Source organism: Mucilaginibacter flavidus (genome assembly GCF_024055575.1).
GTDB classification, from domain to species: domain Bacteria; phylum Bacteroidota; class Bacteroidia; order Sphingobacteriales; family Sphingobacteriaceae; genus Mucilaginibacter; species Mucilaginibacter flavidus.
Window position 1 is genome coordinate 144483 of sequence record NZ_JAMXOE010000012.1, and the last position, 23417, is coordinate 167899.

Genomic DNA, 23417 nt, shown 5'->3' on the forward strand with positions numbered 1-23417 from the left:
ATCATGAAGTTTAAACTATTACTAATCATTTTCCTGGCCATTTCTGCCACGCAAAGCTTCGCGCAAAATGCTGTGAAGGCTTTTAGCGACGTGAAAAATGTTACCGTCCGCAACGTCGGAATTATTAAAAAAAATAACATCGTAAAGGGGTATTTTACTTTTTACGAGTACGACAAGGCCGACAAAAAGAATCTTATTTACAAACTGAACCTGGTTGACGAAAACTTGAACGACCTGGGCACGAAAGAAATTACCGGCCCCAAAGACTGGGAACTGGTAAGCAGCGGCTTTGATGGCAATAACTTTTGTTTTAAATTTTACGATGATAAAAAACGCACATTCGAACTAAAAGTATATAACCAGGATGGTGTAGAAGTGGCCTCAAACCCGTTGAAAATAAATTATAAGCCATCGAGTAATTCGAAGTACGAGATGTACCAGCAAATGACAAGCCCGGAGCTAAATATTGTTGAAAACAACGGCTTTGTTGACTATACTTTTAATGACCCTAATGATGCATTTATCATCAGTTATGTCAATGGCGGTTCGAAAAATACCTGGCAACAAACTTATCAGCCTGAGGGTAAATCGAAAGTTATGCTGCCAACATTTTTGAACGGGAACGATGAAGTGATTTTAACAGCCGTGACCCGTATTGAAAAAGGTATGTATAATACCAAAACACAGCATACCGTATTGGCAAGCAGTGCAAAAACGGGCGCCCAGCTGTTTGAGGTATCAACAGAAATTGATGATAACCATGTAGTACCGATTAACGCAATTTTTGAAAATGGAAATATTGTAGTGATTGGATTAAACTATAAGTCGACCAAAACTCTTACTTCCCCGCCGGATGGCATGGCTTTTCTGATATTTGATAAAAATGGCAAGCTAGTTAAAAGTAATTTTAAAACATTTGAGGAAACTTTAGGTAAGTTTTTGCCAATGGAGGATCACAAGTTAAAAGACGGCTATTACCTGTACATACATGACATGGTGCGGACGCGTAAAAACACCAACCTAGTTGTAGCCGAAAAGTTTAAAAAGGCTGTCGATGCAGGCGGGCTAGCACTATCATTATTCAGCAATAAAGCCGGTCCGATAAAATTGCAACTTGAAAATATGGTAGTTATGGAATACGATTTGGACGGCAACCTGTTGCAGGCCAAAGAAATACCAAAAGCTAAAGGGAGCACTGGTGTATTCCCATCCTACACAGGCTTTCTGACGCCGTACCTCTTGGCGACGGTAGCTGATATATTTGGCTGGATGGACTATATGTACACCGTTAAGAGCGATGACAATGGCGATATAACCTTTAGCTTTGTTGATTATGACAGGCTTGACGCCGGCGCCAAAAAAACCGAAAATTTTGGACAGATAAAATACCACGATGGTAAAATAACTGTCGACAAAATTCCTGTTAAAAACGAGAAAGCAACTTTTTCGCGTTTAATGAGAGCCAGCACAAATCATGTGTTGCAGGTAAACTATTTTAAAAAGGAAAAGAAACTTACCATGGATATGATTAAGCTGAACAACTAAATGTTTAGCAAAAAAGCCCGATATGGCAAACTGCATTTTAGTTTGCCATATCGGGCTTTTTGTAATGGACGCGTGTAGCTGATTTCGCTGGCTCCATTTTATTTGAAACAGCCTAAACTCAAAATGCCTTCATCTTCCCGCATGAGCAGGCGCAATTGGTGTCATCAACTCCAAAACTCTTCAAAAAATGTTGGTAAAACCCTATCCGGTCGTTCATGCTGAATATGTTTTCGCCTTTGTTGCATTCAATTTCGCCGTTTATAATATTGATCGTCATGCCAAAACCAGGGACGCGGTTTGCCGCCTTATCAGCTGCATTTGGCTGCCATTTGCCAATCATCACATCATGTGCCGCTGGCCTGGCGGGTTGCGTTGTCATCCAAAAATAAATAGCCGTTTTAAAAGCGGTCACCGCATCGGTTTCTACCTGCTCGGGGTTGTTTAATAATATTTTTTTATCGCCAAAAATACAGTCAGATGCATAGCCGTAGTTGCCATTGTAGCTGATTTGCAAAGGCCCGCGGCCGTAGTATTTTTTACCGGCAACGGCAGGGTAGGTGTCGTTTTCCGAAATATAAGGTAATGATGTGTTGTTTTCGTGTATAAACATCAACCCGTCTGTGTAAGTTCCATTTTCGCCATGACGGGTTTCGTGGGCTATGTTTGCAAAAAAGGCAGCCAGCTCTTTTTTGTTGGTTTGCAGGTCTTTTTCGGCGCAAAAGTCTCCGTAATTAATGGTGTAGCTGCTGTCGGGTTTCTTTTTTGCCCAATCTTCATTCCAGTCGGGGTCCTGCCGCACTACATCAGCTTTGCCAGTGGCCTTATCGGTACGCACAATCTGGTAAACAGATACAGCGCGCCGGGTTATTTTTACCGATATGTTGCCCATTTCTTTTATAGCCCTGGCAAATGCCGCATAGGTGTAAAACTTATCACGCATCGCGAATAAGGCATTAAACTGCGCTTCGTTTAAAAAGCTGGTTACTGCGGGTTTGGGTTGCTCAACAGCTTTTTGGGGGCTTGCCGGTCCGGCGCATTTCACGTTTGATAATATTGTTGCGGCAAATAATAAAATGGTTACAATAAGCAGGGGCTTTTTCACGATAGTATGTTTTAATTATAAATGCAGCGGCTATTGGGCCGCTGGTTTTGTCAAAATTGACAATAAAATTTATATAACGCCTAAAACCGCATAGTGTTTCTCTAAAAAGCCATGGAAAAATTTTAGATTGAAATGAGATGGCATCCCGATTCAAAATCCTAAATTCGGCATCCAACATTAGAAATTCGAAATTTCACATGAAGATTTATACAAAAACCGGCGACAAAGGCCTTACCTCGTTAATCGGTGGTACGCGTGTTGCCAAACATCATATCCGCATTGAAAGTTATGGAACTGTTGACGAACTCAACTCATACATTGGTTTAATAAGCGACCAGGATATTTCTGTTCATGATAAACAAGTGCTAAAACAAATACAGGATAGGTTGTTTACTATAGGCTCGTCGCTTGCTGCCGATCCTGAAAAATCAAGGATGGTAATACCCGATCTTAATATGACGGACGTTGAATTACTTGAGAACGAAATGGACGTAATGAATGAACAACTGCCGGAATTAAGGCATTTTATTTTACCGGGGGGCAGCAACGCGATATCATATTGCCATATTGCCCGCTGCGTATGTCGCCGGGCCGAGCGAATTACTGTGCATCTTGCTGAAGAAAGCACTGTTGATGAAAAGGTGACCATTTATTTAAATCGCCTGAGTGACTATTTATTTACGCTCGCCCGCAAGATAGGCCATGAAAACAATATACCTGAGAATAAATGGATGCCAAGGGGTTAATAGTTAATAGTTCATAGTTCATAGTAGTTGCGATGTGCAAATTAGTGGCAGTAGCAGTGTTTAGTAGCAGTTGTTAATATTTGATTTCAACTGTGTTTATTGTCGCTAAAAGGTCTTTTTTACCATGAACTATGAATCATTATCCATGAACCACGACTAAATGAAAAAAAATATTGATAATCAAATAAAAAATATTATACTTTTGCGAAAATGTTAATTTACCGATAAAATAAATTATATAGAATATGTATTGGACACTAGAACTGGCATCACACCTTGAAGATGCACCCTGGCCTGCAACAAAAGATGAATTGATTGACTATGCCATCCGTTCCGGAGCGCCTGTTGAGGTTATTGAAAACTTACAGGCATTAGAGGATGATGGTGAGCCGTACGAAAATATTGAAGAGATATGGCCTGATTACCCTACAAAAGATGACTTCTTTTTTAATGAAGACGAGTACTAAAACGCTTGTAACCTATAAAAAACCCTGCTAAACAGGGTTTTTTTATTTGTACTCTTTTTTGGAATGGGTTTTGGTATTGATGAGCGGTAACATTTATCAACTAAAACTTTACAAAAAATGAGAAGTATTCTTTATTTAATCGCCGTTGTCCTGGTAATCTTGTGGATACTGGGATTTGCCAACAATTATGGAGGCGGCCTGATCCACATTCTTTTAGTAATTGCAGTTATTGCGGTCCTTTTAGGAATTATTAGAAGAGCATAAGTTTTTTAGTTCATGGTTGATGGTTCATAGTTCATGGCAGCGCACATTCGCCCTGGCTATGAAAACGAAATATCAACCATGAACTTTCTTCAATATTTGATTGCAGTTCAGCCTTGTTCGTCTATGAACCATCAACTATCAACTTTCCTCAAAATCGCCTCTGCAATGGCAATATCTTCCGGGAAGGTTATCTTAATGTTTTGGTGGCTTCCTTCAAACAAATTAATCTTCACGCCCGTTTCTTCAACTACACTTGCGTCGTCGGTAAATTTGGGGTCGTAAACCTGCTCATAAGCCTTTTTTATTTGTGCCGATTTAAAAGTTTGTGGTGTTTGCACCAGGTAGACGTCATCGCGTACCAAACTTCGCGATACTCCTGCTTCCATCAACCTTACAGAATCCCTGCTTTTAACGACTGTGACGGCATTGCCATGTTCGGCGGCATACTGGTAGGTGTTTTCAATTATCGTGCGGCTAATGAGCGGCCTTACAGCGTCGTGCACTGCTATAACTACATCTGTGTCCGGAATTAAATCAAGACCATTTTTTACTGAATGAAACCGTGTTTCGCCGCCTGTTATCAATTGATGCGGCAATTTAAAGTGATATTCAGCGCATAACTCTTTCCAATAGGTATGATAGTCGGCCGACAGAACTAAAATAATCGCGGGGTTAGCTGCTGAAGAGTGAAAAGCTTCGATGGTGTGCATTAAAACCGGTTTGCCTGCAAGCAGCAAAAACTGTTTCGGCACGGCTGCCTGCATTCGGGTGCCAGTGCCGCCGGCAACTATTATCGCAAAAAACTTGGGGTTTAACGTCATTGTCAGCCAAAGCTATAAATCAATCGGCATTAAAAATAAAAAAGCCCCTTTAAATTTTAAAGGAGCCTTGTTTTTTAAATCAGGAATCGAAAATCGAATTTCGAAATTATATGATCAGCATGGCATCGCCGTAGCTGTAAAAACGATATTTTTCTTTAACTGCCACTTCGTAGGCATTCATTACGTTTTCATAACCGCCAAAAGCACAAACCATCATCAATAAAGTTGATTCGGGCGTATGGAAATTGGTGATCATTGAACTGGCAATGCTAAAATCATACGGTGGGAAAATAAACTTACTGGTCCAGTCGTTTGCCGGCTTAAGTGTTTTATTTGCCGACACCGCCGATTCAATTGCACGCATTGAAGTTGTACCAACAGCACAAATTTGTTTTTTACGTTCGATGCCGCGGTTTACAATATTTGCCTGTTTTTCTTCTATAATGAACTGTTCCGAGTCCATTTTGTGCTTGGTAAGATCTTCAACCTCAACAGGGCGGAAAGTTCCAAGGCCAACGTGCAGGGTAACTTCGGCAAATTCAACACCTTTTAGTTCAAGGCGTTTCATCAGCTCGCGACTAAAGTGCAAACCGGCAGTAGGGGCAGCAACAGCACCTTCGTGTTTTGCAAAAATGGTTTGGTAACGCTCTTTATCCTCGCTGGTGGCTTTACGTTTAATGTATTTTGGTAGCGGAGTTTCACCTAATATTTCCACATTCTTGCGGAATTCTTCGTCGGTACCATCGAATAAAAAGCGGATGGTACGGCCGCGCGAGGTGGTATTATCAACAACCTCGGCAATTAAAAGATCATCATCGCCAAAATACAATTTGTTGCCAACACGTATTTTACGGGCAGGATCAACTAAAACATCCCACAGGCGAAGTTCTTTATTCAACTCACGCAGTAAAAAAACTTCAATAGTAGCGCCGGTTTTTTCTTTGTTACCGTACATGCGTGCCGGGAATACTTTGGTGTTGTTAAGGATCATTACATCCTTATCGTCAAAATAATCCAGTACGTCTTTAAATATTTTGTGCTCAATTTTGCCTGAATCGCGGTGTAATACCATTAAACGTGCTTCGTCGCGCGTGCCTGCCGGGGTATGGGCAATTAATGATTCGGGCAAGTTAAATTTAAATTGAGATAATTTCATGCTAAAAATATATGAATTTTCAAGGGCGCAAATGTACGAAATAAATTTTATTTTTTCGGATTACACCGATTTTAAAAACGATTACACCGATTAGGTGATTTTATGATCACACCGATTGATTATGAACTACAAAAATTATTAATATAAGTTTGAAATAATGTAACTTAAACAAATGCCTGTCGTCTAAAATTATCAACCGGGAGGTAGCATCGCTTTAATCGCGAAATCCAGGTAGTCAAATCGGTGAAATCATTCGATAATCGGTGAAATCACAAAAATTATAATCGGTGTAATCAAAAATACGATATGATATTTTTAAAACTCTTTAGGGAAAGCTTTCTGTTTGCTTATGATGCCTTAAGGCAAAATAAGCTTCGCACGTTCTTGTCGCTGGTTGGCGTTACCATAGGCATATTCCTGATTATCTTTGTTTTTTCGGCGGTTGATACCCTGAAAAACAACCTGCAAAAGAGTGTTAATAAGCTGGGCAGCAACAGTATTTATATACAAAAATGGCCATGGGTAAATAACGAGGATTCGCCCTGGTGGAAATACCTGCAGCGCCCCACACCAAAATTGCGCGAGTTTGACGAACTGCAAAAACGCAGTCAGACTGCGCTTGCTGTATCGTACGAAATCAGCATAGACAACCGTATAGTAAAATACCAGAGCCACACGGTGGAAGGTGCACAAATTGATGCCACATCGCACGACCATGATAAAACCTGGAACTTTGACTTTGAAGATGGACGCTATTTTACCGAAATGGAATCGCGGTCGGGCAGCCCGGTTACGGTAATAGGCCATGATATTGCTGCCGATCTTTTTCCCGACGGAGGAGCCGTTGGTAAAGCCCTTAAAATAATGGGCCGCAACGTTACGGTAATAGGTGTATTTAAAAAAGAGGGAAGTGATATTTTAGGAATATCGGACGACAAGGAAATTTTATTATCCTTGAATTTTGCCAAAAACGTGATTGACGTGCAAAATGCGAGCTATAACCCGCAAATAGTTGTACGGGGTAAAAACGGTTTAAGCGATTTGGAGGTTGAAAGCGAGGTGCGGGGGTTAATGCGTTCCATCCGGCGTTTAGGGCCTAATAATGAAGATAATTTTGCGCTAAATAAAACTACCATACTTTCTAATCAATTAGATATAGTGTTTAACGTTTTAACCAAGGTTGGCGGCTTTATCGGCTTGTTTTCAATATTGGTTGGCGGGTTTGGCATTGCCAATATTATGTTCGTATCGGTTAAGGAACGCACCAATATTATAGGTATCCAAAAGTCATTGGGTTCAAAAAATTACTTTATTTTACTTCAGTTTTTAATTGAGTCTATCGTTTTATGCGTGATGGGGGGCTTATTTGGGCTCGGAATGGTTTTGGCGGTAGCTGCACTGGTAAAAGCAGGCACTGACGTGCAAATTGTACTCGATATTAAGAACATCATCCGCGGCATATCTTATTCAATAATTATCGGGATGCTTTCGGGAATTATTCCTGCCTATTTTGCGGCCAAGCTTGACCCTGTTGAAGCGATCAGGTCGAATTAAGTCCGAAAAGCCCGGAAAGTCAGTAAAGTCCGAAATATGGATTTTAGTAATTGACCATGATTATTCGAATTTTTGCGATTTCCAAACAGCTGCAGCTTCTTTACCGACTTTCCGGACTAGTCTCATCCCTCTGCTTCCACGGCCAGGTAATGCCCTGCTATCTTTTCATATAGCGTATCAGGCACAAAGGGTTTGGTTAAATAATTACACATACCCGCAGCGAGGGCCTTGGCGTGGGTTTCGGGCATGGCGTCGGCGGTAAGCGCGATGATAGGGGTGGAGGTATTTGTTTGGCGAATTATGCGTGTAGTTTCAAACCCATCCATTCCGGGCATTTGCAGGTCCATTATTATCAGGTCGTAGTAATTGTCGTTTACCATCTCGACAGCCAGTTTCCCACTAATAGCTTCCTCCGCCTGTACCTGCCATTTTTTAAGGAATTTAGATGCTATCATCAAATTCATTTTGTTATCGTCAACAACAAGCACCCGCATGCCCTGCAGGTTGCGTTCGGTATTGGCTGTAGCAGGCGTTGAAAGGTCGACTGTTTGAACCTGCCTGGCAATGCTAAACGTAATTTCGAAAACAAACTGGGTACCTTTTCCCGGCTCGCTTAAAACTGAGATATTGCTTTTATGCAGTTCAATTAAACGTTTGGTAATAGCAAGCCCCAGCCCCGTACCACCATAATCAACTTCATGATTTTGCGATTCCTGCATAAAAGGGTCGAATATCAGCGCCAGGTTTTCAGGCGCAATACCAATCCCCGTATCGGCTACAGTGAATTTAATGGTGACGTGGTTGTCATCGCACATTTGTTTATTAACCAACAGGCTTACTTTGCCCTCGTGCGTAAATTTGATGGCGTTGCTTAACAGGTTATTAATTACCTGTCCAAGCCTAACCTGGTCGCCTACTAAATATTCCGGGATGCCTGCGTCAACGCCAAGTTCAATTTCAAGGTCTTTTTCGGCTGCCCTTGCATAAAATGACTGCTTTATTTTTTGAGCGAGGTTTATAACACTAAATGGCTGCACATTCAGTTCGAGTTTGCCGGCTTCAATTTTGTTATAGTCTAAAATGTCGTTAATTATGGCCAGCAGGTTCTCGCCCGAGAATTTTAAAATATTTAAGTATTCAAGTTGCTCGGGCAGCGGGTTTTCGCTAAGCAGCAGGTTGGTGGTACCAATTACCGCATTCATCGGCGTCCGTATCTCGTGGCTCATTATCGAAAGGAACTCCGATTTGAAGTGCGACGATTTTTCGGCTTGCTCTTTGGCCGAGATAAGCGCCTGGGTAGCTCTCTGGCGGTCGGTAATATCTTCGCCAATGCCTGTGATTTCTTTTATTTTGCCGTTTTCATCGTAGCTCACGGTATTCTGCCAGCTGATGATGCGCTCCTCGCCATTGCGGCATAGTACCGAATTTATAAATTGCGCATCAAACTTGTTATTTCTGAATGATTCGGCCAATGCTTCTCTTTGGTTTTCCGGTACAAATTTTTCAAGCCAGTTTAACCCTAGTATTTCGTTTTGGTCGTAACCCAGTATTTGAGCCATCTGCTTGTTGCAAAAAATCAAGCTGCCTTTTTTATCTATCGATACAGCAGGGAGGTTAATAGTCTCCAACACCAGCTTATATTTATTTTCGGTGCGCTGATAATCTATCTCCGCCTGCTTTCTGTCGGTTATATCCTGTATGGTACCAATAACTTTGCGCACTGTTCCGTCATCGCGCCTTAGAAGTTTCCCAACTATTATACTCAGGTATTTTACATTGCCGTTTGGCGTAACTATCCTGTACTCGTACGATGTGTTGGTGATGTTCGAAATATCTTTTAAATGCAGTTTAAGAATATGCCTGTCATTAGGATGGGCATATTTTACCAACATCTTTACGATGCTGTTTTCGTTAACCGCGCCCGGTTTGAGTTCGAAAATGTTGTTTATCTCTTCGCTCCAGGTAAGCTTGTTTAATATAATGTCCCAGTTCCAATTTCCTATTTTGGCAATTATTTGTGCCTCAACCAATTCGGCCTGGCTTACCTTAATCCGTTTTTCAGACAGGCGGGTTTCGGTAATATCCTGCAAAATGCCAATAATACGTTTTAAGCTGCCATCACTGTTTTTTATCAGTTCGCCTTTTAATACCTTTATGTACTTCAGTTTACCACGAGGCGTGATAATTTTGTGCTCGAATTCTCCTTTGCCAATATCCTGTATGTTTGTAAAATAAGCATATGCAGTTTCGCGGTCATCAGGATGGATCAAGCTCAGGTAATAATCAAATTTCTCTATTCCTTCTGGTACACCCTTAACTTCAAGTATGCTGTAGAGGCTTTCAGACAAATGGGTTTCACGTGTTGCCACATCGAAATACCAGTTGCCAATTTTGGCTATTGATTGTGCTTCGAGCAACAGACTTTCATTCTCCTCTAATGCATCAGCATACTTTTTTTGCTCGGATATATCACTTACAGAAGCAGATATGCGCGAAGTGTATTTTCCGTTCCTGTCAAAAACGGGGCTTATTTTGGCAACCAGCCATTGTCCTGTGCCGAAATCACTTTGATAGGTAACGGAGGTTGGCTCATGGGTTTTTATAACATAATCTAAAGCATCGTCAAATTTCTTCGCCTTTTCATCGCCCAAAACCGCGCTCAATCTTTTTCCCACACAGGTTTCGGGGTTAATCACTCTGCCTTCAATCCGCCTGAACCAGGTATTCAGGCAAACTTTATCTTCATCAAACTCAAAAATTACATCGTTTAGCGAATTAATAAGCGCGTCAAGCTTTTTACCGCTCTGACGCAGCTCTTCGTCGTTAATTATAAGGCTTTTATTAAGATCGATAACGTGGGCAAGGGCTTTCTTAAATCTTAGCTTATAAGCCATCATTACCAGGAACGACACATGCGCAATACCGGTAAACGTGATTAACAGCAGCACCAGTGTGGTAACGGAGATATACAATTTAGGCGCGGTAATGTAAGCTATAATAGAGGCAACGATATTAGCGGAGCATAACGCCACGAACTCCCAGCGCTTTTTACAAAAAAGGGTGAGCGCTATAAAAATGGTGATTGCGCTGAACAGGTAAACGTGTTCGAAGCCGTTTTTACTGAGTAATATCCCGTTATTAATTGCTAAAAACGAAATGATTGTCAGGTACTGACTTGCGGTGTCAAATAACCTAACCCGGTATAACGAAAATGCCAGGGCCGCCGCGCATAACCCGCTGCACACCAGGCGCAGCCATAGCGGATCGTACGAATTATAAAAGCACAGATAGTGGAGTGAAGGACTGGCAATAAACAATCCTATCAGTAGTAACTGATAAATGGTATTATCATTTTGAACAAATAACAGCAACCTGCTTTTGAAAGACATACTAACCAGTTTTTTTAATTGTGAATAAGTGGATTGTTTATCAAATTTTGAGACTTAAGTAATACAGGCATGAAAATTTTACAATTGTGAACTATCTTAAGGGCTATTAATACGCAGATTTCGTTACATTTGTTGCAAATAAATATTTTCCTATGTCGGCTACTGCGCAATTAAAAATTGGCGATACAACTTACGAGCTTCCGGTAATAGAAGGCACCGAAGGCGAAAAAGCAATTGATATTTCGAAATTAAGAGACCAATCAGGGTATGTAACTTTTGATACCGGCTACAAAAATACAGGCGCAACAAAAAGCGCCATTACTTTTTTAGACGGTGAAAAAGGCATACTCAAATACCGCGGTTACCCCATAGAAGAGCTTGCCGAAAAATCGAGTTTTATTGAGGTTGCCTACCTGCTTATCCATGGCGAATTGCCAACGGAGAAGGAATTGGCCAACTTTCAGTACGAAATAAGCCGCCACACGCTGGTACACGAGGACATGAAAAAGTTTTTTGACGGTTTCCCGTCAAAAGCGCATCCAATGGGGCAACTGTCTTCACTTGTTTGTGCACTGTCGGCATTTTACCCGGAGTCGTTGAAATCGGTACAGACCGAGCAGGAACTGCATTTGAGCATTATCAAGATGCTGGCCAAAATGGCAACTGTAGTTTCGTGGATCTATAAAAAGTCATTGGGCCACCCGCTTATTTATCCGCAAAACAAATACGATTACGTAACCAATTTTCTGTATATGACCTTTGGCCAGCGTACGGAGCAAATTGAGATTGACCCGGTAATTGTGAGCGCGATGAACACGTTGCTGATATTACACGCCGATCACGAACAAAATTGTTCAACTTCGACTGTACGTATAGTAGGTTCGTCCGAATCAAATATCTATGCATCTGTTTCAGCCGGTATTTCTGCATTGTGGGGACCACTGCATGGTGGTGCAAACCAGGCCGTAATTGAAATGCTGGAGAAGATAAAAGAGGATGGGGGAGATACCGATAAATGGATTGCCAAAGCAAAAGATAAAAACGATCCTTTCCGTTTAATGGGATTTGGTCACCGTGTTTACAAAAACTTCGACCCACGTGCAAAAATTATCAAAAAAGCATGCGACGATATTTTAGAGAAACTGGGTATTGATGATGAAGTGCTGGAAATAGCTAAAAAGCTTGAAGAAGTAGCCCTGAAAGATCCATATTTTGTTGAGCGTAAGCTTTATCCTAACGTTGATTTTTATTCAGGTATTATCTATCGTGCCCTTGGCTTTCCAACCGATATGTTTACCGTACTGTTTGCCCTTGGCCGTCTTCCCGGCTGGATAGCACAGTGGAAAGAAATGAAAGAAAACAAAGAGCCAATCGGCCGCCCGCGCCAGATTTATGTAGGTGCGGTCAATAAGGAGTATATCGATATAAAGAACCGTTCATAGTTGAGTGGGTTCATAGTTGATGGTTCATAGTTCATAGTAAGAAGGATTTAGCTTGGCTATAATAACATAAGGTCCGCAGTTCATTTAGTGAGCTGCGGACTTTTTTTATTGGGATTAAGCCCATTAATAAAAATGATTATACCGATCGTTACTAATCAGTGTAATCATCTTGCAATCGGTGAAATCATAAAAATCAAAAAAGCCCGCTGGTTATTAACCAAACGGGTCTTTCAATCAATCCAATCAAATCTGTTTTATTGTTTTATCAGGCTATAGAAGTAAAACGCCGGATGAGTTAAATCAAGCGTCACCTTATAGTCGCCGGTTACTGTAACCGGAATATTTTCGCCACCGTATTTTAGTATACCGTTAGCTGGCTTGTTGTCGCCAAGGTTAATGTCCCAGGCATCGTTGGCTCTGAATTTGCAGAAACCACCGGCAGTTAAATGAATAGTGCCGCCCCATGTTTGGGTTGCTGAATCAAAAGTAAGTGCAGTACTTGCACCCCAGCCGCCTGGTGTAGCATCGCCTATTATACCCCATTGGGTTTTAGTTACCGACCAGGTATTGCCTGTTAAATCCGCTTTTAATAAGTAATAGCCCGTAGATGGAACTGATAAATTACCACCGCTTGTGCTTAATTTTCCGCTGCCCGCATCACCATAGTTGGTGTGGTTCCAGTCGGGGTCGCTGGTATATTTAAATTCCAGAGAACCAGCATCTGTATAGTTTACATAGCCTTCGTACAGCTTGTTATCGCTTGGCGATGAAATACGCATTGCAGTAGCCGGCGACCATCCCTGGTAAGCTCCCGGTACATACAACGATGCATAAAAAGGAATATCAAAATAAGGCGTAACGGTTAATGTCAAAACATTTGAATAAGTGGTTTGAACATTTGTTGCCAGTTCTGATTTAATGCGGGTTTCCAACTGTGCAGGGTTACCGGCAATAAGGCCCATGGAAAGTAACATGGTATTTAAATCGGCACCAGTGTACGCTTTTGATTTAGCTGTTAAACCAATATCCTTACTGTTTGCAAAATTAGCGCCTTTTAAAGCTATCTGTAAGGTATAAGTAACTGCAGATTTGAAGCCATAGTCGGTTGGTGTATAGCTAAAAGAAACTGCGTTATCACCAGCGGTAGCACTGGTTAATACAATTGTTGTTGCCGAAGCAGTTAATGCACCGGGGGTGCCGGGGGTAGCCGTTACCTTCACTCCATCCTTTTTACAGGATGCCAGCATCAGCAGGGCTATACTGCCGAAGGCAAGGAATTTTGTTAAAACTGTTTTCATTTTTAGTGTTTTTTAATTTAACTCACTTATTGATAAAGAGCGCTGAACTATATGTTTTAAATTGTTTTAATAATTAGTAACCAGTGTTTTGTTTCAGGTTAGGGTTAACTGCCCTGTCCTGGTCGGGTATTGGGTACAGGTTGCGGAAATCGCCAACGCTTGCACCATTTTTTACGCCACCTTTAAACGGCCACACATAAGTTGCAGTTGTAAATAATCCGTAACGTATTAAATCCGAACGCCTGAAGCCTTCCCAGAAAAGTTCACGTCCACGCTCATCTAAAATAAAGTTGGCTGTCAACTGCCCGCTGGTGATATTACCGCTGGTATTGCCATAAGCACGAGTGCGTATGGTGTTAACGTAAGTTAAAGCACCCGGCAGGTCAGTATTGCTTCTAACAGCAGCTTCGGCATAAATCAGGTATTGCTCAGCTAAGCGGAAGATCGGCATATCCACATCCGAAAAATCTTTACTGCTTGCATCCGTACCATTGGCATTTAAGTTCCTGAATTTGGTAACCGAGTAACCATCTGTAAACGAAGTGATGTCGTTTATAGCGAGCGTTTGGCCCTGTGTCCAGAATTCGGCCCTGGTATCAGGATTGCCGTTATTTGGGAACGATGTTGTTGAATTAGCCGGGAACAAGGCAACTAAAGCGCTTGTTGTGCGGATACCACCCCAGCCACCACCTATACCAAAGCTTGAAGCTGGCATTGAACCGCCTACTGAAGCGTGGGTCATGAAAGTTGTACCACCATAACCTTGAGTTTTAGCACCATTGTAGTTAATGGTAAATATAAACTCCGAAGTATTAGTGTTGTTATCGGCAGTCATCAGGTTATCATAGTTATTGATAAGTGTGTAACCTGCGCCTATTACTTTTTTCGAATATGTCATGGCGTCAGCATACCGTTGGGTGCCTGTGTAAACGCCTGCATTTAAGTAGATACGGGCCAATAGCGACCATGCTGCAGCTCTGTCCGCACGGCCATATTCATTTGCCTTGGGATCAACCAATAGTGGGTCAATTGCTTTAAGTTCGCTTTCAACATAAGTAAACAATGTTTTACGGTCTGTTTGCGGGGGCAATATTGAACCTACAGCATTAGCATCGGTTACAAACGGAGGGTTTGCAAACAAATCCATCAACACAGAGTACTGGTAAGCGCGTAAGAAACGTGCTTCGGCTGCGAAATGGCGGATATTATCAGCATCAGCACCTGTAAAACCACGTTTCGAAATCTCCGCGTCAGTCGACTGGCGGATAAAATCATTTGCCAAAGTAATCTGGTACATTGAGCGGTAGTACAAACCTGTAAGGATCACGTTACCTGATGACCAGTTCATGTTGTGAAAGTCCGGAACCCCGGGGTCACCCCAGCCTATTACAGCTTCGTCGGTGGGAAGTTCCTGTGCGTACCATAGCAGACGGAAAAAGTCAGATGTGCCTTCGTCAATCCCCTGGATGTCGCCCTGGCCTGCAGGTCCCTGGTTACCGGTTAAAGCAAAACTGCCATAAACCTTCGCCAGTGATTGTTTGTAACCGGTAATGGTGCTGTACACCGTCTCGGACGTTACCTCGTAATTAGGTGCAAGAATTTTGTTTTTGTTGCACGATATTAAGCTGCTGGCAATCAGGCCTGCAGTTAATACAATTTTTAGTGAATTTCTTTTCATATTAATGTCGTTTACAATTATCAATCTCAAATTATTTCAAAGCCAGGTTTAAGCCCAATGAATATATCCTTGGCCTTGGGTAAAAATTATTATCCAAACCATTTGATACCTCGGGGTCAACGCCTTTATATTTTGTAATGATAAATACGTTTTGAACGTTTCCGCTAATCCTCAAGTCGCCGGCACCGCTAAACAGTTTGCCGAAATTGTAACCAATATGTACGTTATCCATCCTGAAGAAAGATGCATTTTGAATCCAGTAATCTGATAATACGTCTTTATCTGAATTGCCGGTTAAACCACTGTTTAACACGTCGCTCGATCCGTTGTTGATGATGGTTAACGGGTTTATAAAGTTACGTTGTACGCCTGTGCTCGATGCTACGTTATTGTACACATAATTGCCAAGGCTTGCACGGGCAACGAAACCAATGTTCCATTTTTGGTACCTAAAATCTGAATTTAAACCAAAGAAGGCTTTAGGGTCCGGACTGTGATCGTGCAGTTTGTCTTTATCATTGATTATGCCGTCACCGTTTTGGTCAACAAATACACCGTCAATAGGCTTGCCATTTGCTCCATAGACCTGCTGGTAATCAAAGAAAGTATTCCTGGAATAGCCCGGCTGATCAATCGCTATGTTGTTACCTGTACCGCCAGCTACACCCAATGTTGCAATGCCTGGATAATTTGGATTAGGTATGGTTGTAAGATTGGTGATTTTGTTTTTGTTGTAGGTTACGTTAAAGCCAACAGTCCAGCCAATATTCTGGCTGTTAATGATCTTATCATTAATTGAAAATTCAACGCCTTCGTCCGTCATGTCGCCTACGTTACCAACAATAGTATTACCGAAATTTGTGCCCGCAGGTTGCCCGATAACCACTAATAAGTTTTTAGTCTTCCTGTAGTAGTAATCAACCGAACCTGTTATACGATCGTTAAGAAAACCGTAGTCAAAACCTGCGTTAGTTGTTGAGGTTTGTTCCCAGGTACGACCTGGGAAATAAGCACCCGGGCGGTATAACTGGTAAAACTGGTTACCTAACTGGTATTGAGCAGTGCTGTTACTTAAGCTGTACTGCGACAGGTATTCATAATCGCCAATACCTTCCTGGTTACCGGTTACGCCGTATTCAAGACGTAATTTAAGGGTTGAAAGCGTTGGGTTATTTTTAAGGAAGTCTTCATTGTTGATCTTCCATGCTAAAGCAACAGAAGGGAAGTTACCAGTACGAATGCCCGGAGCAAATTTAGTTGAAACATCACTACGGAAACTGGCAGTTAAATAATACTTCTGATCGTAATTGTAATTCAACCTTCCGTATAACGAGGTGAGTTGAGATTCGTTTATGTAAAATGGATAGTTTGAAGCTGAATTAGGATTTACTGTACCGTCAGCAAATTTGCTGCTATAAGAGAAGCTGCTGTTTGGCAGTGTGTAGAAGTTTACATAGCTGGTGTTTTTAAAGTCCTGCCATGAATAACCTGCAACCACGTCGAAGTGGCTCTTTATGCTTTTAATATCTTTAAAGTAGCTAAAGAAACCTTCAAATAAGCTATTGCCGGTAACAGATTTGTATTGACTGTCGTTACCACTGTAATACTTGCCTGTGCCAGGGTCTTTGTAGCTATAGTAATTTGATGCTGCGTCGCCAGGAATTTCATCAAAACCAGTGCCCCTTGAGCCGTCGTACGAAACGTTTACATTAGCATGCAAATCGGGGAAGAAATGGAATTTATAGTCTAAGGCAAGGCTGGTAATTGCCCTGTAAACTTTACTCTCATTGTCATTTTGCTCTAACAAGCCAACCGGGTTAAGTGGGGCTAAGCTTTTAAGGCCGCTCGCACTGGTTGGATCAGGATCAAGTGGCTGGAAATAACCACCGTAACGAGAAAATTTTGCGTCGTCTGAGCGAACCGGTACGGTAGGGTTGAAGTTAACCGCGCTGCCTATGGCGCCTTCATTAGCAAATCTTTGCTTTACCTGTGCACCTTTAAAATTGAAATTAATCTTCAAATGGTCGGTAAACAGGCTTGGGCTAAGGTTTACATCGGCTGTGTACCTTTTTAAGGACGACGTTCTTAAGACACCGTTTTGATCGGTATAGCCAACAGATACACGATAAGGTAATTTACCTGCAGTGCCAGCCAAACTTAAGTTATTGTCAGATCCTATGCCAGTGTGGTAAATTTCTTTTTGCCAGTCGGTATTAGCAGTACCTAACAAATTAACATACCTTTTGTCGGTAGTATTGTCATTTGCTTTGATGTACGCGCGAAATTGGTCCGGATTAAGCACAGGAGCCTCTTTTGTTAACTTTGAAACAGAAAATAAGGAGCTGAAGTTAACGATTGGTTTGCCTGCCTGGCCCTTTTTGGTGGTGATTAATATTACACCGTTTGATGCCCTGTTACCGTAAATAGCAGCAGATGATGCATCTTTTAATATCGAAAAACTTTCGATATCATTAGGGTTTATCATATCAAGCGGGTTAGCAGCACCTGCAATACCCTCATTACTTAGCGGAACGCCATCAATTACAATCAAAGGGTCGTTGCTGCCGTTTACCGAAGCGCCGCCGCGTATGCGGATTGTGCTACCGGCGCCAGGGGCACCACTGTTTGATATAATAGAAACACCGGCAACTTTACCCTGTATTAATTGCTCAGGAGTGGTAACGGACCCTGTATTGAAATCTTTTGCCGTAACTGTGGCAATTGATCCTGTAAGGTCCTTGCTTTTTGCACTACCGTATCCGATAACTACTACCTCGTTCAAATTGGTGTTTTGCGGTTTTAAAGCGAAATCAACTGTAACTACGGAGTTGCCTACTGTTACGGTTTTTTGAAATGCAGTATAGCCTAAAAATTTTGCGGTAACGGTATAGTTACCTGGTTTTAACCCGGTAATGGTGTAGTTACCTGCACCATCGGTGGTGGCACCCATGGTGGTTCCGTCAATACTAACGGACGATCCTGGTAAGGGAAGATTGGTTTCATCAATCACCTTACCTTTTATGCCGCCAGATTGCGCAAATGCCATAACTGACATCATCAGGAACGCGCACAAGAGGACATACTTTTTTGAGTAATTTTTTCTCATATACTTAATAGTTTTTAAATTAAAAAAGGGCATTAATATGCCGCGTACAATTGGTTTGTTATTTTTGCTGAACCAGCATGTGCCTAATTTACACTTAGAAGTAATAAAAGCAAATATTATATAAAAGATAATTTTAATGACCTTAATTCAAGCAAATTTAACTTTAAAGAAACATTAAAACGATACTATTTATTTTAAGAAATTTTCAATTTTTACGCATAATTTTGAAAGAAACAAAGTTTTTAATTTACTAAAGTGTCAAAATTACACAATTGGCAATTTTACTAATATGTAACCCATTTCCGGGAACGTTCCCGGAAAATAACTGTTAAGTATACATTTATTACCGATGAAAAAAAATATTTTCTGCGCGTTTTTGCTTTTTGGCCAAAGTTTTTTGTTGTTTGGGCAGCAAAAAGTAACCTTTAAAACAGGCATTTTAGCACCTTTAAAAGCTACTTCTCAACACCTGTTTTTGGCAGGCGATTTTAACGGTTGGAACCCCGGAAATAAGGACTGGGAAATGGTGGCTGACGGACATGGGGCATACACCCTTGTTAAGGACATACAGAAGGGCCTTTATCACTTTAAAGTAACCCGCGGAGACTGGAAAACAGTTGAATGCCCGAAAGATGGTAAGTCCACTGATAACCGTACTGTTAGAATTGCAAACGATACCACCATCGTTGTCGATATTGCAAACTGGCAGGACTATTTCGTAGCCACATCGCAAGCCCATACCGCCAGCGCGCAGGTGCATATTATCAGCGAGAAATTTGAAATACCGCAGCTTGGCCGCGAGCGCAGGGTTTGGATTTACTTGCCGGCAGATTATCAATCAACCCAAAAGAAATTCCCTGTAATTTATATGCACGACGGGCAAAACCTGTTTGATACCTCAACTTCAGGCTATGGGGAATGGGGCGTGGATGAGATTTTAGATAAGCTTCCCGGCCAAAAAGAGTACATAGTTGTCGGTATTGATCACGGTGGCGAATACCGCATAACCGAGTACGATCCGTACGATTCGAAATACGGGAAGGGAAGGGGCGATGATTACATTGAGTTTATGGTAAAAACGCTTAAACCCTATATCGACAAAAATTACCGCACAAAAACTGATGCAGCTAATACTACCGTGGCTGGCAGTTCAATGGGCGGACTGATATCGATGTACGCCGCATTAAAATACCCTAAAGTATTTGGCAGTGCCGGCGTATTTTCGCCTGCGTTTTGGATTGCTCCCGATATATACAAATATGCTGAACAACAAAAACTGACATCAAAATCGCGCTTTTATTTTGTTTGCGGCGATGCTGAAAGCGACACCATGGTAGCCGACATGCAAAAAATGGCTGCCATCATCCGCAGTAAAATATCAAATGAAAACAACTCGCCCGTAGTAATAATAAAAGGAGCCAGCCATAACGAAAAGCAATGGAACGGCGATTTTCCTGCGTTTTATGAGTGGCTAATAAACTAAGATTTATTGGATTAATAGGATTAAAAGATTGGGTTCGAAATCCTAAAGTCTTTTAATCCTATTAATCTTAGTTTAATCTCCGTCCTGTACAGTAAATTGGTAAGTTTCCGTATTACCTACCGGTAAATCAGATATCGCGCCGCGGTTTAGTTGCCACCAGAAACGTTGTCTTGGCTTTTCGCGGTTGCCGATTTCGTTCATCGAGTTGGCATCGTACAACCGGCCGTTAACCATTACGTATTTTATTCTTTCGCTGTTCCTGATATCGACAAGCGGGTTAGCATCCAATACAATCATATCGGCAAGTTTGCCTAATTCAAGTGAACCAATTTCTTTGTCCATACCAAGATATGATGCGCCGTTCATTGTTGCACAACGGATGGCCTGCAGTGGTGTCATTCCGCCTTGTGCCAGCATCCATAGCTCCCAATGAGCGCCCAGGCCCTGTAACTGGCCATGTGAACCCAAGTTTACTTTCGTGCCGCCATCAGCAATTTGTTTTACATACTTGGATACCTCGATGTGGCCGTAATCGCCGTATTCTGATGTGCTCCTGCGTCTCGACCGTGCATCAACAATTGATTGGGGCGTAAAATTCAGCAAATGTTCGTTTTTCCAAACCTCGGTGCGGTCGTACCATAATGTTTCGCCAAACTGCGTGCCATAGGCAACGATAAGGGTCGGCGTATAAGCCGTTTTGCTGGCGTTCCATAAGGTTTTTACGTCTTTATAAATTGGCCAAACCGGTATGTTGTGCTCAATGCCGGTATGCCCGTCTAATATCATACTCATATTGGCAAAAAATGTGGAGCCGCCTTCGGGCACAACTTCCATTTGCAACTGGCGGGCGGCTTCAATAATCTGCTGGCGCTGCTCACGGCGTGGCTGATTATAGCTTTTTACCGAAAATGCCCCTACCGCTTTTAAACGACGGATGTTGGAGAGTGCATCGTCAAAACTATTTATTACAGCCTTAAAGTCGCCATCGGCTCCATATAGTATGGTACCTGTTGAGTAAACCCTGGGGCCAACCATGTTGCCGGCCTTTAGCATTTCGTTTTGGCTAAATACCATTTCGGTATTGCTCGACGGGTCGTGGGCGGTGGTTACGCCAAAAGCCAGGTTGGCATAATAACGCCAATCCTGCTGCGGCGAAATGCCATCGGGGCTGGTGCCCAGGTGGCCGTGTACATCGACGATACCCGGCATAATGGTTTTGCCTGCAAGATCGTAGACTTTCGCGCTATCAGGTACCGCAATAGCATCCGATTTTCCTATCGCAGTTATTTTGTTCCGGGTAATAATGATGGTGCCATTTTCAATCACCTCATCACCCTTCATGGTAATTATCCTGGCATTTTTAAATACGATAACGCCGGCGGGTAAATCGGTTTTTAGCTTCAGGCCAATTTCTGTACCAACTGTATCAACAGGCGGGGTTTTATCCGTTCCGCCATCAACAAAGGGGAATGCATTCCTTATGTCACGCACAAAATATTTTGGGCCGAGCGTCCACATTAGCTTCTGGCTGTCTTTGCTCCAATGGAGGTAGGTGCCCGCATCGCGAGTTAACTTGCTTAAAGGGAGCGCTTTGTTGCCGGCCGATAACTCTTGCGGGCTGCCGGTATAAATCATTGGGGTGATGTAACAGTTAAACAGCTCGGTAAAGGCCATCCATTTACCATCGGGGCTTGGGTTAAATTGCGTTGCATATTTGGAGGTATACAAAACCCGCTGGTTAGCACCGGTGGTGTCCATCACCTTATAGGCTTTTTTATCGCCCTCATAACTTTGATAGTATAATTTCGAATCATCAGCCGAGTATTGCGGCTGAATACCGTTGTCGATTATCATTTTTGGCGTGCCGCCATTTGCCGGGATGGTGTAAATGCCCGGGTTTTTGCCAAAAGTATAACCGGAGGTGCCATTGCCTTCGCCTTTCCTGAAAACTATCTTATCGCCTTTGTTTGAAAATTTGGGCGAGTAGTAGTAGCCTTTTTCTGCAGTTAACCTTGTAACCTGGCAGGTGGTAAGATCTATTTTATTGACGGATGCTTTTAGCTCGTCTGTCCAGTCAACATAAACTAATGATTTACCATCCGGACTAAAGGCAGGCTCGTATTCAAAATCGGGAGTGGCGGTAATTCGGGTTGGTATGCCGTCGGGGAGGGCTTTTATATAAATATACCCGGCAGCATTAAAGGCAACAACTTTACCATCCGGCGATGTTGTCAGCTGCCTGATCATTTTCACCGTAAAATCGTCCTGGAAAACTTTCTGCTGAAAATGAAGGGCGTCGGTAATTGATTGCGTTGAGGTTACTTCGAACGGTATTTGGGTTGCATTAAGCGATGTTATATCCAGGTTCCAGATCTTGCCTTTCGCATAAAAAATAAGGCTGTTGTTATCCGGCATCCAGTTAAAATTAGGGTATACGCCAAAAATAGCCCAGGTTTCCTGTTGGTCGTGCGATAAGCCGTCGTATACCGGCCATTCTTCGCCGGTGGCCAGGTTGTGGATAAACAGCACTGATTTTAGCCGTACACGTTTTACAAAGGCCAACAGCTTTCCGTCGGGCGATATCTGCGGACGGCAGGCGCCCCCGGCACCTCCTGAAACGGTTTCTATGTCGCCGGTTTGGCGGTTCAGTCGTTGTATGGCGTAAATGCCCTGGTAAGGGTCTTTATTATATTGGAATGATGGCCCGGGCGTAACATCTTCGCTCCAGTAAACATATTTGCCATCGGGCGAAATTATTGGTTCACCTGCGTCCTGCTGGTCGTTTTTGCGTTTGGTTAGCTGTATGCCTTCACCGCCGGTTTTGTGGTAAAGCCACATTTCGCCTGCACCTAACGAGCGGAAGCCGGTAAAATGTTTGCGGGCAACCAAATATTGTCCATCGGGCGACCAAGACGCATTATTTAGCAATCTGAAGTTTTCTTTGGTGATGGAATGCTTGCCACTGCCATCGGCGTTCATTATCCAGATGTTATCTGCGCCTTCCTTGTCGCTGGTGTAGGATATGCTTTTTCCGTCCGGGCTAAATCGTGGCTGCACCTCCCATGCTTTGCCGCCAGCCAACAGGGTAGCTTTGCCGCCAGCAATAGGTATGCTGTAAATATCGCCAAGGAGATCAAAAACTATTGTTTTGCCATCGGGGCTAACATCGAGGTTCATCCAGGTGCCTTCATCGGTGGTAATGGTTGCCTTTTTTTGCGGGGCACCCTGGGCGGATTCGATGTTCCATTTTTGGGCGAATAAACTTATCGAGATGAGAGAAAACAGTAGGGTAGTGTAAATTATTTTCATTTGGGCCGGTGTTACAGCCGCGAATTTACACGATTTACACCAAGATTAAACTAAGAT

The 23417-nt window shown here is 42.4% G+C and carries 15 protein-coding genes; 7 read left to right on the forward strand and 8 right to left on the reverse strand.

Features of this window, described 5'->3' with window-relative positions; translation table 11 throughout:
• Positions 1–3 precede the first annotated feature (3 nt).
• Positions 4–1545 carry a DUF6770 family protein gene (locus NAF19_RS17920; RefSeq protein ID WP_252791699.1) on the forward strand — a complete coding sequence of 514 codons (1542 nt, stop codon included), beginning with the start codon at positions 4–6 and terminating at the stop codon, positions 1543–1545.
• Between the two features lie 118 nt (positions 1546–1663).
• On the opposite strand, the gene NAF19_RS17925 is transcribed toward NAF19_RS17920, so the two are convergent.
• Positions 1664–2647, reverse strand: coding sequence for a chitinase (locus tag NAF19_RS17925; RefSeq protein ID WP_252791700.1), 984 nt, complete (start codon positions 2645–2647; stop codon positions 1664–1666).
• A gap of 197 nt (positions 2648–2844) precedes the next feature.
• On the opposite strand from NAF19_RS17925, the gene NAF19_RS17930 reads away from it, so the two are divergent.
• The 3 genes from NAF19_RS17930 to NAF19_RS17940 all read left to right on the forward strand — a co-directional run bounded on the left by NAF19_RS17930 (position 2845) and on the right by NAF19_RS17940 (position 4124).
• The gene (locus tag NAF19_RS17930; RefSeq protein WP_252791701.1) at positions 2845–3393 is read left to right on the forward strand and encodes a cob(I)yrinic acid a,c-diamide adenosyltransferase; all 549 of its coding nucleotides are present in this window, start codon (positions 2845–2847) and stop codon (positions 3391–3393) included.
• Between the two features lie 245 nt (positions 3394–3638).
• Positions 3639–3860, forward strand: a complete 222-nt coding sequence (locus NAF19_RS17935; RefSeq protein WP_002996718.1) for a DUF2795 domain-containing protein — start codon at positions 3639–3641, stop codon at positions 3858–3860.
• Positions 3861–3977: 117 nt separating this feature from the next.
• Positions 3978–4124, forward strand: a complete 147-nt coding sequence (locus NAF19_RS17940) for a lmo0937 family membrane protein (protein WP_252791702.1) — start codon at positions 3978–3980, stop codon at positions 4122–4124.
• Between the two features lie 131 nt (positions 4125–4255).
• Here NAF19_RS17940 and NAF19_RS17945 read toward each other — a convergent pair whose 3' ends face one another.
• The gene (locus NAF19_RS17945; protein ID WP_252791703.1) at positions 4256–4945 is read right to left on the reverse strand and encodes a 2-C-methyl-D-erythritol 4-phosphate cytidylyltransferase; all 690 of its coding nucleotides are present in this window, start codon (positions 4943–4945) and stop codon (positions 4256–4258) included.
• A gap of 106 nt (positions 4946–5051) precedes the next feature.
• On the reverse strand, positions 5052–6101 hold the full coding sequence (queA, locus tag NAF19_RS17950) for a tRNA preQ1(34) S-adenosylmethionine ribosyltransferase-isomerase QueA (RefSeq protein ID WP_252791704.1): 1050 nt from the start codon (positions 6099–6101) through the stop codon (positions 5052–5054).
• Between the two features lie 306 nt (positions 6102–6407).
• On the opposite strand from queA, the gene NAF19_RS17955 reads away from it, so the two are divergent.
• Positions 6408–7655 (forward strand): ABC transporter permease, encoded by a 1248-nt coding sequence (locus NAF19_RS17955; protein ID WP_252791705.1) that lies wholly within the window; start codon positions 6408–6410, stop codon positions 7653–7655.
• 122 nt (positions 7656–7777) lie between these two features.
• Here NAF19_RS17955 and NAF19_RS17960 read toward each other — a convergent pair whose 3' ends face one another.
• Positions 7778–11044, reverse strand: coding sequence for a PAS domain S-box protein (locus NAF19_RS17960; protein WP_252791706.1), 3267 nt, complete (start codon positions 11042–11044; stop codon positions 7778–7780).
• Between the two features lie 152 nt (positions 11045–11196).
• Here NAF19_RS17960 and NAF19_RS17965 point away from each other — a divergent pair, with 152 nt between their 5' ends.
• Positions 11197–12486, forward strand: a complete 1290-nt coding sequence (locus NAF19_RS17965) for a citrate synthase (RefSeq protein ID WP_252791707.1) — start codon at positions 11197–11199, stop codon at positions 12484–12486.
• A 254-nt stretch (positions 12487–12740) separates the two neighbouring features.
• On the opposite strand, the gene NAF19_RS17970 is transcribed toward NAF19_RS17965, so the two are convergent.
• The 3 genes from NAF19_RS17970 to NAF19_RS17980 form a co-directional block, all read right to left on the reverse strand.
• The gene (locus tag NAF19_RS17970) at positions 12741–13784 is read right to left on the reverse strand and encodes a SusE domain-containing protein (RefSeq protein ID WP_252791708.1); all 1044 of its coding nucleotides are present in this window, start codon (positions 13782–13784) and stop codon (positions 12741–12743) included.
• A 73-nt stretch (positions 13785–13857) separates the two neighbouring features.
• The gene (locus NAF19_RS17975; protein ID WP_252791709.1) at positions 13858–15462 is read right to left on the reverse strand and encodes a RagB/SusD family nutrient uptake outer membrane protein; all 1605 of its coding nucleotides are present in this window, start codon (positions 15460–15462) and stop codon (positions 13858–13860) included.
• Between the two features lie 31 nt (positions 15463–15493).
• Positions 15494–18568: a SusC/RagA family TonB-linked outer membrane protein gene (locus tag NAF19_RS17980; RefSeq protein WP_252791710.1), complete on the reverse strand. Its 3075-nt coding sequence runs from the start codon at positions 18566–18568 to the stop codon at positions 15494–15496.
• A gap of 349 nt (positions 18569–18917) precedes the next feature.
• Here NAF19_RS17980 and NAF19_RS17985 point away from each other — a divergent pair, with 349 nt between their 5' ends.
• Positions 18918–20051, forward strand: a complete 1134-nt coding sequence (locus NAF19_RS17985; protein ID WP_252791711.1) for an alpha/beta hydrolase — start codon at positions 18918–18920, stop codon at positions 20049–20051.
• A gap of 72 nt (positions 20052–20123) precedes the next feature.
• On the opposite strand, the gene NAF19_RS17990 is transcribed toward NAF19_RS17985, so the two are convergent.
• Positions 20124–23360 carry an amidohydrolase family protein gene (locus tag NAF19_RS17990; protein ID WP_252791712.1) on the reverse strand — a complete coding sequence of 1079 codons (3237 nt, stop codon included), beginning with the start codon at positions 23358–23360 and terminating at the stop codon, positions 20124–20126.
• Positions 23361–23417: the final 57 nt, after the last annotated feature.

What these genes read in the sequence shown, in the direction of transcription:
- NAF19_RS17920 (WP_252791699.1), top strand. Translation starts at nt 4, where the DNA reads ATGAAGTTTAAACTATTACTAATCATTTTCCTGGCCATTTCTGCCACG.
- NAF19_RS17930 (WP_252791701.1), top strand. Translation starts at nt 2,845, where the DNA reads ATGAAGATTTATACAAAAACCGGCGACAAAGGCCTTACCTCGTTAATC.
- NAF19_RS17935 (WP_002996718.1), top strand. Translation starts at nt 3,639, where the DNA reads ATGTATTGGACACTAGAACTGGCATCACACCTTGAAGATGCACCCTGG.
- NAF19_RS17940 (WP_252791702.1), top strand. Translation starts at nt 3,978, where the DNA reads ATGAGAAGTATTCTTTATTTAATCGCCGTTGTCCTGGTAATCTTGTGG.
- NAF19_RS17945 (WP_252791703.1), bottom strand. Translation starts at nt 4,945, where the DNA reads ATGACGTTAAACCCCAAGTTTTTTGCGATAATAGTTGCCGGCGGCACT.
- queA (WP_252791704.1), bottom strand. Translation starts at nt 6,101, where the DNA reads ATGAAATTATCTCAATTTAAATTTAACTTGCCCGAATCATTAATTGCC.
- NAF19_RS17955 (WP_252791705.1), top strand. Translation starts at nt 6,408, where the DNA reads ATGATATTTTTAAAACTCTTTAGGGAAAGCTTTCTGTTTGCTTATGAT.
- NAF19_RS17960 (WP_252791706.1), bottom strand. Translation starts at nt 11,044, where the DNA reads ATGTCTTTCAAAAGCAGGTTGCTGTTATTTGTTCAAAATGATAATACC.
- NAF19_RS17965 (WP_252791707.1), top strand. Translation starts at nt 11,197, where the DNA reads ATGTCGGCTACTGCGCAATTAAAAATTGGCGATACAACTTACGAGCTT.
- NAF19_RS17970 (WP_252791708.1), bottom strand. Translation starts at nt 13,784, where the DNA reads ATGAAAACAGTTTTAACAAAATTCCTTGCCTTCGGCAGTATAGCCCTG.
- NAF19_RS17975 (WP_252791709.1), bottom strand. Translation starts at nt 15,462, where the DNA reads ATGAAAAGAAATTCACTAAAAATTGTATTAACTGCAGGCCTGATTGCC.
- NAF19_RS17980 (WP_252791710.1), bottom strand. Translation starts at nt 18,568, where the DNA reads ATGAGAAAAAATTACTCAAAAAAGTATGTCCTCTTGTGCGCGTTCCTG.
- NAF19_RS17985 (WP_252791711.1), top strand. Translation starts at nt 18,918, where the DNA reads ATGAAAAAAAATATTTTCTGCGCGTTTTTGCTTTTTGGCCAAAGTTTT.
- NAF19_RS17990 (WP_252791712.1), bottom strand. Translation starts at nt 23,360, where the DNA reads ATGAAAATAATTTACACTACCCTACTGTTTTCTCTCATCTCGATAAGT.